The sequence below is a fragment of the Neptunomonas phycophila genome (genome assembly GCF_001922575.1).
GTDB lineage: Bacteria > Pseudomonadota > Gammaproteobacteria > Pseudomonadales > Balneatricaceae > Neptunomonas > Neptunomonas phycophila.
Window position 1 is genome coordinate 2,427,394 of sequence record NZ_MRCI01000001.1, and the last position, 19,122, is coordinate 2,446,515.

The 19,122-nt window shown below is 46.6% G+C and carries 12 protein-coding genes; 3 read left to right on the top strand and 9 right to left on the bottom strand.

What is annotated here, in order from left to right; translation table 11 throughout:
- Positions 1-49: 49 nt before the first annotated feature.
- Both BS617_RS11030 and BS617_RS11035 read right to left on the bottom strand, forming a co-directional pair.
- Positions 50-1,207, bottom strand: coding sequence for an acyl-CoA dehydrogenase family protein (locus tag BS617_RS11030; RefSeq protein WP_075172854.1), 1,158 nt, complete (start codon positions 1,205-1,207; stop codon positions 50-52).
- Between the two features lie 118 nt (positions 1,208-1,325).
- Entirely contained in the window at positions 1,326-2,819 is a 1,494-nt protein-coding gene (locus tag BS617_RS11035) for a CoA-acylating methylmalonate-semialdehyde dehydrogenase (RefSeq protein WP_075172855.1), read from the bottom strand.
- 188 nt (positions 2,820-3,007) lie between these two features.
- On the opposite strand from BS617_RS11035, the gene BS617_RS11040 reads away from it, so the two are divergent.
- Positions 3,008-3,907, top strand: coding sequence for an AraC family transcriptional regulator (locus BS617_RS11040; protein ID WP_075172856.1), 900 nt, complete (start codon positions 3,008-3,010; stop codon positions 3,905-3,907).
- Positions 3,908-3,959: 52 nt separating this feature from the next.
- Here the strand turns inward: BS617_RS11040 and BS617_RS11045 are convergent, their stop codons facing one another.
- From BS617_RS11045 to fadB, 5 genes are all read right to left on the bottom strand, one after another.
- Positions 3,960-5,615 (bottom strand): electron transfer flavoprotein-ubiquinone oxidoreductase, encoded by a 1,656-nt coding sequence (locus BS617_RS11045; protein WP_075172857.1) that lies wholly within the window; start codon positions 5,613-5,615, stop codon positions 3,960-3,962.
- A gap of 22 nt (positions 5,616-5,637) precedes the next feature.
- Positions 5,638-6,567 (bottom strand): electron transfer flavoprotein subunit alpha/FixB family protein, encoded by a 930-nt coding sequence (locus tag BS617_RS11050; protein WP_075172858.1) that lies wholly within the window; start codon positions 6,565-6,567, stop codon positions 5,638-5,640.
- Complete coding sequence (locus tag BS617_RS11055) at positions 6,567-7,316, bottom strand: electron transfer flavoprotein subunit beta/FixA family protein (protein ID WP_075172859.1); 750 nt, start codon at positions 7,314-7,316, stop codon at positions 6,567-6,569. Before BS617_RS11055 ends, BS617_RS11050 begins: the two co-directional genes overlap by 1 nt.
- A gap of 58 nt (positions 7,317-7,374) precedes the next feature.
- Complete coding sequence (locus BS617_RS11060; RefSeq protein WP_075172860.1) at positions 7,375-9,153, bottom strand: acyl-CoA dehydrogenase C-terminal domain-containing protein; 1,779 nt, start codon at positions 9,151-9,153, stop codon at positions 7,375-7,377.
- A gap of 82 nt (positions 9,154-9,235) precedes the next feature.
- Entirely contained in the window at positions 9,236-11,368 is a 2,133-nt protein-coding gene (gene fadB / locus BS617_RS11065) for a fatty acid oxidation complex subunit alpha FadB (RefSeq protein WP_075172861.1), read from the bottom strand.
- 325 nt (positions 11,369-11,693) lie between these two features.
- On the opposite strand from fadB, the gene BS617_RS11070 reads away from it, so the two are divergent.
- Positions 11,694-12,707, top strand: coding sequence for an AraC family transcriptional regulator (locus tag BS617_RS11070; RefSeq protein WP_075172862.1), 1,014 nt, complete (start codon positions 11,694-11,696; stop codon positions 12,705-12,707).
- A gap of 51 nt (positions 12,708-12,758) precedes the next feature.
- Here BS617_RS11070 and BS617_RS11075 read toward each other — a convergent pair whose 3' ends face one another.
- Both BS617_RS11075 and BS617_RS11080 read right to left on the bottom strand, forming a co-directional pair.
- Complete coding sequence (locus BS617_RS11075) at positions 12,759-14,153, bottom strand: DUF3360 family protein (RefSeq protein WP_075172863.1); 1,395 nt, start codon at positions 14,151-14,153, stop codon at positions 12,759-12,761.
- 242 nt (positions 14,154-14,395) lie between these two features.
- Positions 14,396-16,036: an acyl-CoA synthetase gene (locus BS617_RS11080; RefSeq protein ID WP_075172864.1), complete on the bottom strand. Its 1,641-nt coding sequence runs from the start codon at positions 16,034-16,036 to the stop codon at positions 14,396-14,398.
- A 243-nt stretch (positions 16,037-16,279) separates the two neighbouring features.
- On the opposite strand from BS617_RS11080, the gene BS617_RS11085 reads away from it, so the two are divergent.
- Complete coding sequence (locus tag BS617_RS11085; RefSeq protein ID WP_075172865.1) at positions 16,280-19,117, top strand: cache domain-containing protein; 2,838 nt, start codon at positions 16,280-16,282, stop codon at positions 19,115-19,117.
- The last annotated feature ends 5 nt before the right edge of the window (positions 19,118-19,122 follow it).

Genomic DNA, 19,122 nt, shown 5'->3' on the forward strand with positions numbered 1-19,122 from the left:
ACAATGACTCCTTGTTAACTCTCTCTTGAGCCCCCTAAAACTGACTCACTTATAAAATCTGGGCTGCATCTTTGAGTAATAATCGGCGGGCGATAATGACGTTCATAACTTCATTAGTGCCTTCTAAAATGCGATGCACCCGGCTGTCGCGAACGTAACGCTCCATGGGGTACTCTTTGATGTAGCCATAGCCACCAAAAATTTGAAGCGCTTCATCACAGACGTTAAAACCAACATCGGTTGCAAAACGCTTGGCCATAGCGCAGTAGGTGGCGCGGTCGGGGTGTTTGTTATCAAGCTTATTTGCTGCAAGACGCACCATTTGTCGGGCTGCAACAAGCTCCGTGTTCATAGTGGATATCTTAAATTGTAGCGCTTGGAAATTTTCCAATGATTGACCAAACTGTGAGCGTTCTCCCATATATTGGACAGCACGATTAAGTGCGGCTTGAGCTGTGCCTACAGAGCAAGTCGCAATATTAATGCGCCCGCCATCAAGCCCTTTCATTGCAATTTTAAAACCGTCACCTTCGCGTCCCAGCAAACACTGGGCGGGCACTTTGACATCTTCAAATGTAATCAATCGTGTAGGCTGGCTATTCCAGCCCATTTTTTCTTCTTTGCGACCGTAAGTAATGCCCGGCGTTTTCGCATCGACCGCAAACGCCGAAATACCCTTAGCCCCCTCTGCTCCCGTACGCGCCATCACAACCAATACGTCTGTTGCACCGGCTCCTGATATAAAGATTTTGCTTCCATTGAGTACGTAACTATCGTGTTCTTTACGTGCTGAGGTCTTCAGCGAGGCGGCGTCCGAGCCCGCATTGGGTTCGGTTAAACAATAGGATGCCAGTTTCGTACCCGCGGTTAATTCTGGGCACCACCTCTGTCGCGTTTCTGAATCACCAAACTCCGCGATCATCCACGTGACCATGTTGTGAATCGTGATAAAAGCCGTCGTAGATGTACACCCCATGGCAAGCTGTTCAAAAATGATGCTGGCGTCTAATCGCCCCAAGCCCAAGCCACCCACATCCTCAGGTGTATACAAACCACAAAAGCCTAGCTCACCCGCTTTTTGTAAAACCTCAACGGGGAAAATCTGCTGCTGATCCCACTCTGCAGCATAGGGTTCCATCTCATTGAGTGAGAACGCACGCGCCATGTCGGAAAATGCAATTTGATCTTCATTTAGCTCAAAATCCATCAGCCTCTCCTTTGTTAGCAAAGCATATTGGGCTTTGCTTACTTTTATTCTTATTAATACAAGGGATCGTAATTGATTGTGAATGAGTGCCCACCTTTACCCATGGGGCACCTGCCTCTTATTTGAGGTTAATACTGGTGTTCACTCCAGTATCGATATCATCTTCAAACCAACGCGCGGTAACCGTTTTCGTTTCGGTATAAAAACGCACAGCCTGTTTTCCATAGGCATGCTGGTCTCCGTAAAAAGACTTTCTCCAACCGGTAAATGAAAACATAGGCAAAGGCACGGGTACGGGAACATTGATACCAACTTGGCCCACTTTAATCTCATGCTGGTATTTACGAGCAGCCGCACCAGAAGAAGTAAACATCGAGGTTCCATTACCGTAGGGGTTATCGTTAATAAGTTTGATAGCCTCATCTAATGTCTCGACTTCTAACGCAATCAGTACCGGCCCAAAGATCTCTTCTTGATAAATAGACATATCTGTTGTCACATGACGAAACATAGTAGGGCCTACCCAATTACCGTCGGGGTAGCCATCTACTACACAGTCTGAACCATCTAAAATACACTCAGCACCGGCGTCTTTACCTTCTTGGATAAACCGCAATACTCGTTCTTTGGCCTGCGGGTTAATCAGTGGACCATACCCAGCTCCAGAGTCATCCCATGCACCTGGGCGTACTTTTGCTAACGCATCTCGGACCTCAGGAATCCATTCCCGTGCATTACCAACAAATACCGCCACCGAAATAGCCATACAACGTTGGCCGCCAGCCCCCACTGAAGCACCTGCTATGCTATTAATCACCTGGTTTTTAGCGGCATCCGGCATAATAACCATATGATTTTTGGCGCCAGCAAAAGCCTGTACACGCTTCATGTGATCCGTGCCTGTACGGTAGATGTGTTCACCCACGGCCACCGAACCAACAAACGAAATAGCCGGGGTGTCTTTGTGTGTTAGGAGTTGATTAACAACGTCTTTAGTCCCGTGGACTACTTGCAACAAGCCCGCGGGTGCACCCGCCTCTTGAAACAACTTAGCTAATAGCATTGGGGTTAAGGGGTCTTGCTCAGATGGCTTAAGGACAAAGGTATTACCGCACGCTATCGCCATTGGGAACATCCACAAAGGAATCATCGCGGGGAAATTAAACGGCGTAATACCAACACACACACCCAATGGTTGAGTAATACTGTAACAATCGATCTTACGCGCTACATTTTCTACGGTTTCTCCCATACTAAGGGAAGCAATATTACAAGCATGCTCAACCACTTCTATGCCACGCCAAACGTCGCCTTTTGCATCCTCAAAAGTTTTCCCCGTTTCCAAAGCCAGTACTTTAGCTATCTCGTCATGATGATCTTTTAACAACGCTTGATAGCGAAGCATTAAACGAGCACGCTCACCTACCGGAGTTTCCTTCCAAACAGTAAATGCCGCTTTTGCCGCATCGACAGCAAGCTCTACCTCTGCCTCTGTTGCACATGGCACCTGCGTTATCACCTCTTGGGTTGCTGGATTCGTCACAGGAATCCAGTTGTCTGACTGACTAGTGACCAGCTCACCATTAATTAAAAGCGCAACTTGTTGAGTCATTATAAGTACCTTATTTCTTATTTTTTTAGGGTGGATAACCGCTTAAAGCTATTCTTAACATCGTGCTCTAGCGTTACATTGAAGACCATTTAAGCACAGCACTTACAGCCTAGGGATTGATAATCTTGCTGAATTAATGGACTATATTGTTATTTTTAACCACTCCTTTAATCCAAAGGTCTAACACGATGAGCCAACCGTCTGACTGGCCACTTCCACCCGATAGCAGCCGCTTTGTTGTGCCTCGCAAAATGGTGTCGTTGCTTAGCCAGCATCCATTAGCTAAAGACCTTTACCCGCTAGGTTTAGGCTACTACAAACAAGCTTTAAACCACACAATGTCGAGGAATAAGCATGATGACTACCTCATGATTTACTGTCTTGATGGGGAGGGAAAACTAACGATTAACAACCAAATACATACTGTCAAAGCCGGTGATATTATTTGCTTACCCAAGGGCGTAGCGCATGCATACAAAGCCTCGGAAACCACACCGTGGACTATTTACTGGGTACATTTCTCAGGGGATAAAAGTGAAGACTTTATTGACTATCTTGCGATTAACAGCAATAACTACGTATTCCCTTTAGGCATCCATTCTAGATTAACCAGTGACTTTGAATCATTACTCGAATGCCGACAATATAGCTACAACATAAATGCGTTTGTTCACACCGCCAGCCTGCTTCGTCAAATTCTGACTCACATCGCGCAACTGCAACCGTTAGCCAAACAGCAAGCGGCCCACAATTTCGATCTAGAGCGGGTACATAGCTTGATGCAAGCACGCGTACATGAGCAACTTGAACTTGAGGCGTTAGCAGAAACGGTTAGCCTGTCTAAATTTCATTTTATTAAAAAATATAAGGAGCTCACAGGTACCACTCCAATCAACCACTTTATCCATCTTAAAGTGGAGCGCGCTTGCCACCTGCTCGATGTAACCACCAAATCGATCAATGAGATTAGCTTTGCTGTGGGTTACGAGGATGCTTATTACTTTTCTCGTATCTTCAAAAAAATCATGGGGATATCACCTAGTCAGTATCGGCGCATGCGCATGGGAACCTTTCCTTACACTTTCTAGCTTTACTCTGCGCAGCGCCAATGTCCTCTTAGTTCTCTTCTACATAAGCAAATTACATATTAGGGTAATTCGGCCCCCCGCCTCCTTCAGGTGATACCCATACAATATTTTGAGAAGGGTCCTTAATGTCGCATGTCTTACAATGAACACAGTTTTGCCCATTGATCTGGAAACGCGGCCCATCAGCGTCTTCAATCACTTCGTAAACACCTGCGGGGCAATAACGTTGAGCCGGCTCTGCGTAAACAGGCAGATTAACGGTTAGCGGGATATCTGGATCTTTTAGCGTCAAATGACACAGCTGATCCTCTTCATGGTTCGTATTCGACAGGAATACCGAGCTCAACTTATCAAAACTAATTACCCCATCCGGTTTGGGATAAGAGATAGGTGAAAACTCAGCAGCTGGTCGCATTTGAGCATAATCTTCTTTGAGATCGCGTAACGTAACAGGTAGCTTACCGCCCAACATATTTTGATCTAATACGTTAAATGCGCCCCCTAAATAAGCACCAAACTTGTGCAATGCAGGCCCAAAGTTGCGCGATTGATAAAGCTCGCCATACAACCATGATCCTTTAAAAGCCACGTTAAAATCCGCTAATACCTGCCCGCCTTGATCCCCTTCTTTTAACGATGCAAAGACTGTTTCGGCGGCAATCATGCCGGATTTCATAGCCGTATGCGTGCCCTTAATTTTGGCAAAGTTCAAGGTGCCCGCTTCACAACCAATGAGTACCCCCCCCGGAAAAGCCATCTCTGGCAAGGCGTTTAGTCCACCTTTAGCAATAGCTTTAGCGCCATAAGCAACACGTTTCCCACCCGTTAAGTACTGCTTTAAAACAGGGTGATGTTTTAAACGCTGGAATTCATCAAAGGGGCTCAAGTAAGGATTGGCGTAATTTAGGTCAACTATCAGCCCAACCACTACCTGGTTGTTATCGGTGTGATAAAGAAAAAAGCCTCCGCTAGCATCGTTGTCTAAAGGCCAGCCAGACCCGTGAATAACTCGCCCCGGATCGTGTAAAGTGGGATCGATGTCCCATAGCTCTTTAATACCAATAGCATAATGCTGAGCATCAGCATTTTTACTTAAGTCAAAACGCTGGTACAACTGCTTTCCCAAATGACCGCGACAACCTTCGGCAAACAAGGTGTATTTTGCATGCAGCTCCATACCTGGCATATAGCTGTCTTTTTGAGAGCCGTCTGCCGCCACCCCCATATCGCCGGTAGCGACGCCTTTAACACTGCCATCTTCACGGTAAAGTACTTCAGCAGCGGCGAAGCCGGGGAATATTTCCACACCTAACTGCTCTGCCTGCTCAGCCAACCAGCGGCTTAGATTACCAACACTGGCTACATAGTTACCTTGATTATGCATAGTTTTGGGGACAAGCATGTTTGGCAACTTAATGGCTTTAGTCGCGTTACGTAGCATAAACAACTGGTCTTCTTTAACAGGCACGGTCAGTGGTGCGCCGCGGTCCTGCCAGTCAGGAAACAGCTCTTCCAATGCTCTGGGTTCAACAACCGCACCCGACAAAACATGCGCTCCCACCTCTGAGCCCTTTTCGACCACACAGACTGTTAGCTCATAAGCGTTTTCTGATGCTAACTGCATGAGCCGACACGCGGCAGATAACCCAGATGGTCCCGCTCCAACGATGACAACATCAAATTCCATAGATTCGCGCATATGAGACATTACCTTTCTTTGTGTGAATAACTTATAGCTTTTGCGTTAACTCTGGGACAGCCTCAAATAAATCCGCCACTAGGCCATAATCCGCTATCTGGAAAATGGGAGCGTCTTCATCTTTGTTGATGGCCACAATGACTTTAGAGTCTTTCATACCCGCTAAATGTTGAATGGCACCAGAAATACCTACCGCGATATAAAGATTAGGCGCCACAATTTTACCCGTTTGGCCTACCTGCATATCATTAGGCACAAAGCCCGCATCCACGGCCGCACGTGATGCCCCAACTGCGGCACCTAACTTGTCAGCAAGAGACTCCAACAAGCCAAAGTTTTCCCCGTTACCCAAGCCGCGACCGCCTGATACAACGGTGTTAGCCGCCGTAAGCTCAGGACGCTCCGATTCTGCAAGTTCTTCATTAACGAATTGCACCGCTTCTGATAAATGAACCGATGTTATTGAATCAATAGTGGCAGATGCGCCCGAACCTAATGCCGGGTCAAAAGCAGTACCTCGTACCGTAATAACTTTTACCTCATCCAAAGCTTGAACAGTGGCGATCGCATTACCAGCATAAATAGGGCGACGAAATGTATCCGCAGATTCAACGCCACAGATATCAGATATTTGAGCGACATTCAGTAAGGCCGCTACCCGTGGCATGCAATTTTTGCCATGGCTTGTTGATGCTGCCAAAAGGTGAGAATAATCACCTGCCAACTCAACCATTAATTCCGATACGTTTTCTGCTAGCCCATTCTGGTAGGCTTGGTTATCCGCAAGTATCACGCGACTCACGCCATTAACCTGTGCCGCCTGTTCTGCAACAGCGCCGCAATTAAAACCTGCAACAAGCAAATGGATTTCGCCTCCTATCTGCTCTGCGGCCGTTACCGCATTAAGCGTTGCACTTTTGAGGGACTGATTATCGTGCTCGGTAAGAATCAAAATAGCCATTAGATCACCTTTGCCTCATTCTTTAGTTTGTCGATTAGCTCATCTACGCTCTTCACTTGAATACCGCCTGAGCGCTCAGCCGGCGGCTCTACTGACAGCACACGGGTATGCACGGTCATTTCAACACCCAAGCTTTCTGGGGTCGTAACATCCAATGGTTTTTTCTTAGCTTTCATAATATTGGGCAGCGAGGCATAGCGCGGCTCGTTCAAACGCAAGTCCGTTGTTACGATAGCAGGAAGCATCAAAGACAATGTTTGCAGGCCCCCATCAACCTCACGCGTGACAACGGCTTTCCCCTCTTCTAGGTTAACAACCGAGGCAAAAGTCGCCTGGGGACGGCCCAGTAAAGCAGCCAACATTTGTCCTGTCTGGTTGTTATCGCCATCGATAGATTGCTTGCCCATAACCACCAAATCGGGGGCCTCAGCTTCCACCACTTTAGCCAGCAATTTAGCAACCACTAACGATTCGGGCATATCAGGAGTGTCAATGTGGATGCCCCGATCAGCCCCCAGCGCCAAAGCCGTGCGAATTTGCTCTTGGCAGGCCTTAGGCCCTATCGAAGCCACAACGACCTCCGACACTTTTCCGCTTTCTTTAAGACGCACCGCCTCTTCCACAGCGATTTCGCAAAATGGATTTAATGCCATTTTCACATTGGCCAAATCGACATCTGAATTATCCGGTTTAACACGAACCTTCACGTTGTAATCAATAACGCGCTTCACTGTTACTAATACTTTCATCGCTTACGTCTCTACTCTTGGTTAATTAATTCCCTGCACATGAATGGCCTAGCAAGGTTTAGAACTGATCATTGGGTAACGACATAACACTTTGACTCCCCGCTTTAATCACCGCGAGCAAGCCAGTTGCGCGAGGCAACAAGTGATCACAGTAAAAAGCCGAGGTAATCAATTTACTGTGTAAGAAGGCGCTATCACCTTGCCCCGCGTTCAGCAAAGCCTGCGCTTTAAGAGCAGACTGCCCCATCACCCAACCACCACACACATACCCCATCATCATCATGAAATTAACGCTAATGCTGCCTGCAACAGAGGCGTCTTTTTCAGCATTATCGAGTAACCATTGCAGCGCCTCATGAGCTGCAGTTAATGCTGTATCCAGTGCGCGCGCTTCATTTTGTAATGCGCTAGAGGCGGCTAACTCCTGTTGCACCTGAGCTATTTCATCCAGCAAAGCAGACAATACCGTTCCCTTATTCATAAGCGTTTTACGGCCTACTAAGTCCAACGCTTGAATGCCTGTTGTTCCTTCATAAATCGTGAGGATACGTGCATCGCGATAATGCTGAGCAGCACCGGTTTCTTCGATAAAGCCCATACCGCCATGTACTTGAACGCCCAAGTAAGTTAACTCTTGAGCTACCTCGGTAATCCAACCTTTCACAATAGGTGTCAGCAAATCGACTCGATCTTGATGATGTTTCGCCTGGGAGGTATCAGTAGCGCTGTGTACTCGATCTGTTTCTGCGGCGGCGACATACGCGAGACCGCGCATGGCTTCAATTGACGCTTTCATCTGCATTAACATGCGGCGCACATCAGGAAACTCAATAATAGGGAAACGGCTGCCGTCTTTTCGAGTGCCTTGAAGTCGATCTTTAGCGTATTGAACCGCCAGTTGGTAAGAGCGTTCAGAAATTGCCACGCCCTGTAAACCCACACTTTGGCGTGCGTGGTTCATCATCGTGAACATATAAGATAAACCTTGATGCGGTTCGCCAACAATATAGCCAACCGCCCCGCCATTATCTCCAAAACTCATAACGCAAGTTGGGCTGCCATGAATGCCAAGCTTATGCTCCAAAGACACGCAACTAACATCATTTAGCTGAGCGGGGTTGCCTTGCTCATCCAGCAAAAACTTAGGCACGATAAACAAAGAAATGCCTTTTACACCAGCAGGTGCGTCCGGCAAACGCGCTAACACCAAATGCACTATATTTTCAGTCATTTGATGATCACCCCAGGTGATAAAGATCTTTTGGCCGGTAATTCGGTAGTGATCACCTTCTGGGGTAGCACGCGCTTTAATGGCCGCCAGGTCCGAACCAGCATCTGGCTCAGTTAAATTCATTGTGCCGGTCCACTCACCGCTTACCAACTTAGGTAAGTAGTTTTCCTTCAATGCATCACTACCATGATGCACTAACGACTCAATAGCCCCTTGGGTCAGCATGGGACATAATGCAAACGACATATTAGCCGTGTGCCAAATTTCATTCACCGCTGTGCCTAAAACGTTGGGAAGGTTCTGGCCACCAAACTCTTCTTTTGCTGTTAAAGACGGCCAACCGTTTTCAACATACTGAGCATAGGCGGCGCTAAACCCCGGCGTCTCCACAACCCCTTGCGGGCTTAACGTGGCGCCTTGCGTATCACCGATATAATTGAGTGGCGCTAATACATCGGCTCCTAATTTACCGGCCTCAGTTAGAATCACATCTGCCAGCTCACTGTTAATGTCTTCAAGTCCAGCATCGGCACACAACTGGTCGAAACCCACCAGCTCATTCAATATAAACTCAGCATCTCGATAAGGGTGTTTATAATCACTCATGGTTATCTCCTGTAAAGGTAGGCCTTAAGCCCGTCCTTTGTTTATCCACTTAGCGCCGCTTTATGGCACGGCTGAGTCAGGGTTAGTAATATGTGCTGCCTGATTCGATGCGTTTACGGAGCCCATCCGTTACGTGATACAAGGCACCGTGTTGATGATATTTTTCGATTTTTTTTGCAAAGGCCTGTAACCCTATCGAGTCAACATAGCGTAAGGCTCCTCCGCGAAAACGAGGAAAGCCCAGCCCTGCAATTAACCCCATATCAACCTCAGCTGCACTCGTGACAATGCCGTCTTCTAGGCAGCGAATGGACTCTGTACATAGCGGGATCATTAAACGATCAACGATTTCTTCGTCCGAAACTTCATCACTGGCTTGTAGGCGCTCATTGATGATGTCTCGTGCCGCTGAAGATGCGGTTTTATTTCGCCCGCCACCTGCACCGGACTCGTATTCATAAAAACCTCGCCCATTTTTTTGTCCTAATGCGCCTGAAGCGAGTATGGCTTCTATTACAGGCTCTCCATTATGTATCATGCGATCCGGAAAACCTTTTTGAAGAACTTGATCTGCATGAACCATGGTATCGAGACCAATAACATCAGCGAGATAAGCCGGACCCATAGGCCAACCAAAAGCCTCCATCACCCGATCGATTCGCTCAAAGTCGACACCTTGTGCAAGCAACCGGTTAAAGCCATTAAAGTAAGGAAACAGGACTCGGTTAACTAAAAAACCGGGGCAGTCATTAACGACAATAGGCAATTTACCCATAGCCGCTGCATAAGCGACTGTACGAGCAATTGTCTGGTCATTGGTATGGCGCCCACGTATCACCTCAACAAGCGGCATTAGGTGAACCGGATTAAAAAAGTGCATTCCACAAAACTGCTCTGGTCTCTTTAAACCTTGAGCTAACCAATCAATAGAAATGGTAGAGGTATTTGATGCTAGGACCGCATCGGGAGCCATATAGGCTTCAACATCGGCCAAAACAGATGTCTTTACCTGTTCATTTTCAACAACCGCCTCCACAACCACATCAACATCGCGGAACCCTTCGTAATGTAAGGTTGGCGTAATGGAGTCGAGTATGTGCTGCTTATCTTGTACCGCTAAACGGCCTTTCTTAACTAGCTTGTCTAAGAGATGAGCTGCCGTGTCGCAACCTAACGTTAGCGCGTCTTCGCGAATATCTTTCATGACAATGGGAACCCCACTCACCGCTGACTGGTAAGCCACACCCCCTCCCATGATTCCTGCACCCAAAACAGCCCCTTTTGCGACGGGTTTCGCCTGCTTCATCCAGTGTTTAGCCGCTTTCTTCATTTGCTGTTCGTTGATAAACAAACCGACCAGCGCTTGTGCAGCATCTCCTTTCGCCAAACGTACAAACGCTTGCGCCTCAGTATCTAGCGCTTGCTCAAACGGCAATGACACGTGGGATTTAACGGTATTTATTATTTCAGTGGCAGCGGGGTAATTCGGATCTAGCTTTGATGAGTAGCTATCTACAAACGCAGAAAAATCCTTATCCCATGATGTGTTTTTAACCACGGGTGCGCGTTTATGTAACCGCTTTTCTTGATAGTTAGCGCCTGTATCATTCAGAAGACTAATAGCAGAATCACGACATGTTTCTAGTGGCGCTATGCGGTCTACCACGCCCAGTTGCAGCGCGGTATTCGCTGCTTGTGGCTTACCCGTAACTAGCCAAGTCAAGGCAGTATCAATAGAGACAAGTCGGCTCAGGCGGACAGTTCCCCCCCAGCCTGGGCAAATGCCAAGGTTTACCTCAGGAAACCCCACTTTCGCACTGTCGGCCATCACTCGATAGTCTGTACACAAAGCCAGCTCAAAGCCGCCACCTAATGCTAGGCCATTGATCATTGAAACGGTTGGAAACGGCAAATTTTCAATCGAGCAAAATAAAGAATGAACACTTTGCACCCAAGCTAGCAGCTCACTGTCTGATTGCTGAAACTTACCAGTAAATTCGGTTACGTCTGCACCAACCACAAAGGCTGGTTTAGCACTGCGGATTAATAATCCTGTTACTGCATTAGATGGCTGGTGTAGACGCTCTACCACCGCTTCTAGCTCCATCAACGTCTGCTGATTAAGTTTATTAACAGATGACCCATTAAGATCTAGCACCAACTCAGTAATACCGTTTTCTAATGCGTTAAGCCTGACAGCCTTTCCTGAATACATCGCTTTTCCTTTACAGTAAACATGCAGCCGCCCTTGTATTAAAAACGAGCCATCCATGGCTCAAAGGGCATTCCAAACATCGACTAAAATAGTGGTTCACAGGTGCAAAATACTTAAATTGCCTACATCAGTTTTTACTGAAAAGGCACGTTTAGGCCCCCTGTACAGACCAACAACATCCTACCAATCGGCACAATTCCAACAATAACTAAACCAGACCAATAGCTGACAATTTCGGACACGGACGGATGAATAAAACGACACTTCTGGCAGTAAACAGGATTTTTATGCTAATTTCGGACAAAACAATCCATAAGAATTAGCTATGTCTTTCATTCAACATTACTCAATTTCAATCCATTTTGCTCAAGCGCTCATCAACGCAACAAACAAGGCAGGCTTGGATAAACACCAGTTACTTCACGAGGCAGGAATCAATGAAGGATTATTAAATAATCCACATTTCAGAATTACACCGGAGCAATACAGCACGTTAATGCAAATTGCTTGGCGCGAGAGTGATGATGATTTTCTGGGCATGGGAACACAGCGCTGCCGCCACGGAATTTTTAGCCTCATGGCAAAAGAAGCCGTTCGTTGCAAGGACCTAGAATCGGTCTACCATCACCTGTGCCGCTTTTATAATCTGGTGAATGAATCAATCCGGCTGACTCTCAATATCGAAGGCGACGATGTAGCACTGTCAATGAGTTTATCTGATCCTAAGCTTGATCCTGATTTACTGCTACGCGAATTTTTGATGCTACTTTGGCATCGATTCCCAAGCTGGTTAGTAGGGCAACGCATCCCGCTTAAGGAAGTACGATTTACACATAAGCCGCCTGCTCATATCGCTGAGTATCAGCTCATGTTTCCATGCCCTACCCGTTTTGAGCAAAGCACCAACACATTTGTATTCAGTAAAGAATGGTTAAACTTACCCGTGGTACAAACACGACACACCTTAAAACACCATTTACGCAGAGCCCCATTAGATTGGTTTACACGGCAAGCCTTTTTCCCTGTGTACACCCGCCGAGTTCTGGATTACCTAGAACAAACCGATGACCTAGCAACCTCTATGGAAGCTATTGCTCAAGCGCTGCACTTAAGCGAACGAACGCTAAGACGAAAATTGATTTCTGAGGGCAGCAATTTTCAAAAAATAAAAGACATTGTTCGCCGCGATAAAGCCATCCACTACCTAAGCCAGCCATCAATACCGATTGCTCAAGTTTCGTCGCTACTGGGGTTCTCGGAACCGACCGCTTTTACACGTGCATTCAAACAATGGACAGGCGAATCACCCACGTCATATCGTTTGGCAGCTAAACAATAAAACCACTGCCTCTTTGAAGCAGTGGTTTGGCCGTTTTATGCAATAGATGAGCTATTCTGCGCTTTTCTCAGGGGGATCAGCAAAGACCAATTCGTCTTCGGGCCGGTGTTTACCCAGCAACTTGGGACGCTCAATTAAGAAGTATAAAACTAACCCGATAACAACAGCATACACAGTAGATTTAGGGTCAGGCATGGCTAACGTAACGGCGACAATACCGGCAACCCCTCGCTCTGTTGGATTTCGCAGCTGCTCCATTCCAACCATAATGCATATGTAAGCGGTTAAAATGAGCGTCAACGACAGCGCTATTGGCAGTACAGGTTTAAATAACGTTACCAAAGGCAAAATAAATAGCGCGACTAACCCTGTCATCCAGAATGTAGCACCACCGCTATAAATAGAATCCATCGCTTTGCGCCCCATGGCGTAACGCTCGGTTACCGTGGCGTGCGCAGCGGTCCACAATGGGCCAGCGAGACCCGGCCACGGTGCTAAAAATGCGTGAATAAAGTTCCTTAACGCCGTAACGGTATGCACTCTATCCACGTTAGCTTCTATTTTTTCATCTTCACGTAAATGGTCAACGCGCTTCACTAAAGTAAAGCCGACAATAATGTCTCCAAAAGCAATAACGTAAGCAATAATGGCCGTTGGTATGGCTAACAAGAAAACATCCCAACCAGGGAAGCCAACTGTAAATGTTAGATATTGAAACATTAATCCAAAATCTGGCTGAGTAATGCCCCACTCAATATCTGGTAACGGATACTCGCCACTGACCCAGCCGATAATCATGGCGATTATCATCCCCGGTACCATACCGAAGTTAGCAATACGCTTCGCCAATGAGCTTTCATTCACCACATTTTTAAAGGATAAAGAAAACAAAATATACGCTGAAATTATCGAGCCGATCAGTAACGAAATAGGCGTGATATCAACCCGCCCACCTGTTTTTAACTCACCCATTAGGGCAGCAATGCCTGCACCAATAATAATGCCTGATTTAAGAGAATTGGGGATCACTTCTACCAGTTTGCTGCCTAAGCGCGTCATGCCTAAAATTAAAAAGATAAGTGACACTTCAATCTGCAATGCAAACAAAGCTTTGATCGCTTCGGGGCCGGGTTCAAAACCTTTCAAATACAATAGCACCACGGGGATCGCTGGTGTAATCCAGCCAGGCACCAGAGGCACCCCCAATAACGCCGGTAAAATATAACCAACGCCCGCAACAAAGGTAAACGCCAAAGCGGCCTCGTAAGGCATACCCAGGTACTTTTCTAATAGAGGAATCATAGCGAGGCCGACCACAAACATGATCAAGCCTTGAATCATTTCTGGGTATTCCCAGCGGTAGTGAATAAACGGTAGCCGAATCCTGAATGGCCCAAGGGGCCAACATGGCTGTTCTTCACCATGCTTTCGATTAATGATAGACATTGTTTTTTTCCTTATTGTCGTATGCTCAATCACATCAGTACGCAGAGGTACACGACCTAGTAAACAGGAAAAAAACGTCTGAAATTTTGCGCAAATCTAACCAAATGTAACGCCCTCATAAAATGCGGGAGCAAACACTCAGCATAAAAAAGGCGCTTAAAAAAGCGCCGAAAGATACCGCTAGCAGGGTGTAAAACTGAGCATTAAATGGCCGAGGAAACCAAAACGCTCACTACAACGACTTAAAGGTGTCGTGTTTTCTCGCGCAACAGATACTTTTGTACCTTGCCTGTTGATGTCTTAGGCAGTTCGCCAAACACAATCGTTTTAGGGACTTTAAAATGCGCCATGTTAGCTCGACAAAACTCAATGATTTCCTCGGCGGATATCACATCCCGTGCATTAATAAAGGCGCAAGGAGTTTCCCCCCATTTAGGGTCGGACTTGGCCACCACCGCCGCTTCACTTACTAGGGGATGTCGGTATAGGACATCTTCAATCTCGATGCTGGAGATGTTTTCCCCGCCTGAAATAATGACATCTTTTGAGCGGTCTTTAATTTCAACATAGCCATCGGGATGACGCACAGCCAAATCCCCAGAGTGGAACCACCCTCCTTCAAAGGCATCATCGGTAGTAGATGGGTTTTTAAGGTAGCCCTTCATGACCAAATTACCGCGTATAAAAATCTCACCTATCGTCACTCCATCTGACGGGACTTCCTCAAGTGATACGGGGTCAACCACTTTGAGGTCTTCTAACATAGGAGCTTTTACACCTTGTCGTGCTTTAAGCTTCGCTTGCGCATCGGCATTGCTATCGCTCCACTCATCTTGCCACTCGCATACCACACAAGGGCCGTAGGTTTCTGTGAGCCCATACACATGAGTCACATCAAATCCCATCGCTTCCATTCCTTGTATCACTGATGCCGGTGGTGGTGCTCCAGCAGTCATCACTTTTACCTCGTGGTCTACGCCAGACTTTATCGCCTCATCCGCCGAGTTCATCATATTCAATACGATAGGGGCACCACAAAAATGGTCGACCTTTTCATTTCTTATCGCATCAAAAATAGCGTCCACTCTTACCTGACGTAAGCAAACATTAATGCCACCCGTTAAGGCCATCGTCCACGGAAAACACCAACCGTTACAGTGGAACATGGGTAGGGTCCACAAATACACCGGTTGCCCACTCATCGACCATGACACCACATTACTTACTGCATTCAAGTAAGCCCCCCGGTGGTGATACACCACCCCTTTAGGGTTGCCTGTAGTACCTGATGTATAGTTTAGTGAGATCGCGCCCCATTCATTCTCTACGGCAAAAGCTTCAAAGTTGCTGTCACCGTTGGCTATGAGCTGGTTATAAGTCATATCACCAATTAATGGTGCATTGCTAAAGAGCGGGTCCTCAATATTCACAACCCTGGGTGGCTTATCGATCATCTGTAACGCACGGCTAGCCACTTCGACAAATTCGGGATCAACAATAAAGAGCTTCGTTTCTGCATGTTGTAAAATAAACGCGATCGTTTCTGCATCTAGGCGTGTATTAATACTGTTTAATACAGCGCCACACATTGGCACAGAAAAATGTGCTTCAAAATGCTCTGGTATATTCGCTGCAAGTATAGAAACCGTATCACCAGGCTCTATCGCCTGCGCAGTAAGTGATGAAGCCATCGCACGACAACGTTCATACGTTTGCTTCCATGTACGACGAATATCGCCATACACAATTGCCGTTCTTTCTGGGTAAATAGCCGCCGTTCGCTCTAAAAAGCTTAAGGGGGTCAACGCCGAGTAATTAGCCTGATTTTGGCCTAAGTGTAGATCGTAAATGCTCTCTTTATGATTGCGTTGCGTGCTGGACATAGTGGACCTCTTATTGTTATATCCCCAGAAGCCGCTTGATTGTCACCTGTACAAACAGGAAACGTTGTGACTTCTACAATGGCTAGACAAACAACATAGAGGAAGAGTTTTACGGCATTTTTGCGCAAATCCTACGAAATGTATCAACCCACTCTAATTGGCTGACTTTTCCTTTATTATAAAAGGCACCCATAGGCACAACCCTATTCATAATAAAAAACTATCTGCCACACAGGTAATTACGTGCTGTATTCTCGCTTAACTCATCGTTTTCTTTTAGGCATCGTGGCTATTGTTGCCGCAATAGTTATCGCGTTTTATATCTATTCTGTCCCGTTCATAAAAAGCACTGTCTTTGGTATCGAACGCAATGCCAGTCATATTGCTTTAAACAATGTCTTTGAGCTGGCTAACAAAATGCAGGCAGGAACGGCGGAATACCAGGCCCAAGTGCTCGCGTCAAACCGAGAAAGGCTTCGTGCCATCATTGATACAGCCACCTTCTTTTTTCAAGAGCAACTTTCACTCTTAATCGAATCGGGTGTCGAGCCTGCATTGGCTAAAGAACAAGTGCTGCAGCAAATCAAGAAACTCAAATACGGAGAAGATGATTACCTATGGGTAGCCAACACTGATTACCAATTGATCTCGCACCCCGACCCCGCTTTCCAAGGTAAAAATACACGGGACATGCTGGACGAGCAGGGCAACGCCATTATGCCCTCGGTAATAGAAGCGGCGATTAAAGAAAGCGAAGGTTTTTATAAATATCGCTGGAGTCGACTCAATGACGACGAGCTCATTGAGAAATTCTCGTATGTTAAGTATTTCCCAGAATGGTCACTCGTTTTTGGATCTGGCGTGTACATCGATGATATAGAGGCCGAGGTCAAAAATCGCCGCGAAGCCGCTCTGGAAGAGCTGCGCCAAGCATTCGATGAGATTAAAATTGCCGAGACGGGCTACCTGTTTATTTTTAATGAAAAGGGGAAAATGCTGGTTCATCCCAACAATAATATCGATGGCGTGGACTTTAGAGCATTAAAAAATCCGGTAACCAACCGAGACATCATGCGCGACCTCATCAATGTTGCTGACACCGGAAAAGAGCTCTACTACAAATGGGACCGCCCCTCCGATCCAGGAAACTACCGTTATGAGAAGGTATCACTGGTTCGTTTTCTGCCCGGGTTTAATTGGTATATCTGTTCATCCGTATACCTTGATGAATTGCAAGCCAGTTCTAAATTACTGGCCGATCGAATTTTAACCATCGCCCTTATCGCGCTGATCGTCGCTTCTTTGCTGGCCATTGTTTTTGTCTATCACATCACCCGCCCACTGCGGCATTTATCAGAAACAGCCCACCGTATTAGCAATGGAGAACTCAATGTAACTACAGATATCCACCGCAAAGACGAGATAGGAGTGTTAGCACGTGCTTTTGATCGCATGGTTGACCAACTAAGCCAAAATATTAAAGAGCTGGATAACCAAGTTAACAAACGCACATCGCAATTATCTAAACGTAACCGGCAGCTCAGCATTGCCATGCAACAGGTGCAGGACACCACTCATAACCTTCAACTAATGGAAGAGCGCCAACGTCTGATTCTAGATACCCTACCTGCCCAAATCGCTTATATTGATGAACATCAGCGTTATGTATTTGTTAACCAAGGTTATGCCGACGCATTTAACCTAAGCAAAGACGAGATTATCGATCGTTTTCTTTGGGACGTTATTGGCCAAGACATGTATCAAGAGATTCGGCCACATGTTCTATCAGCGCTCAATGGAGCCACTAATAGCTTTGAATATACGATGCAGTTACAGGGCTACACACGTATCACCAAGCGCACACTCATTCCTTTTTGCCCTGCTCCGCAATTTGGCTCAGCTACCGTGCACGGTATGATCAACCTATCCATCGACATTACGGCTGAACGCGAAGCAGAAGAACGGTTGCAAATAGCGCAACGTATGAACACGGTTGGTCAACTCGCAGGGGGTTTAGCACACGATTTCAACAACTTGCTTACCATCTTGCAAGGCAACTTACAGTCTATCGAGCATAACCCTAATACACCTCCTTCCTTGATGAGCAACATACAACCCGCTATACGAGCAATCAAACGAGGGGCCAATATCACCAGTCGGTTACTCAGTTTTGCGAGAAGGCAGCCCCTCAGAGCAACAGCCGTCAACCTTCCCTTACTTATGGACGATTTTGTTTCCCTCATGAAGGGCTCGCTACCCAACGACATTAATCTAGTACTCAGCTTAGACGCTTCGTTAGCAACCCCGTGGTGTGACAGCGGGCAACTTGAAGATGCGATGGTCAATCTCGTACTCAATGCTAGAGATGCCATGAAAGACAAAGGGACAATAACGGTTGTCGCCAAAAATAGAACGGTAACCGACGGGTTATATTTTGATGAAGAAGTCCGTCCTGGTCAGTATGTTGAGATCACCATTAAAGATGAAGGCACCGGCTTCTCTGATTTAGCCATATCCCGCGCGTTCGACCCCTTCTTTACAACTCAACAAACAACCAACTCGTCTGGTCTTGGCTTAAGCATGGTATATGGATTCGTTAAACAGTCGAACGGGTACATTGCGCTAGCAAATCATATCGATGGGGCTTTTGTAAGCCTCCTACTCCCCGTCGCAAGCGCTCTACCTAATAAAAACATGCCTAGCCAAACCTCTGCCTGCGACCAAGGTGGACTAGCGTTACTGGTCGATGATGAAGATGATGTGCGCTCGCTAGTGCGCGAACAGTTAATTCGGCTGGGATATTCAGTGGTTGAATCCAGCACAGCTGACGAAGCCATCAACCTGTTGGGATCAATACCCAATATTGGTTTAGTGGTGTCAGATGTTGTAATGCCCGGCCAACATGATGGTTACCAACTTTCCGAGCACGTCGCTCAGCAAATACCTAACTGTCGCGTGGTGTTAATGAGCGGATTTCCGCAACGCCACGGAAACGAAGCATTGGAATATTGCGTTTTACAAAAGCCGTTTACACAAAACGACCTACTTGTCGCTATTCAACAAGCGGTAAAGCACAGGTAAATTCG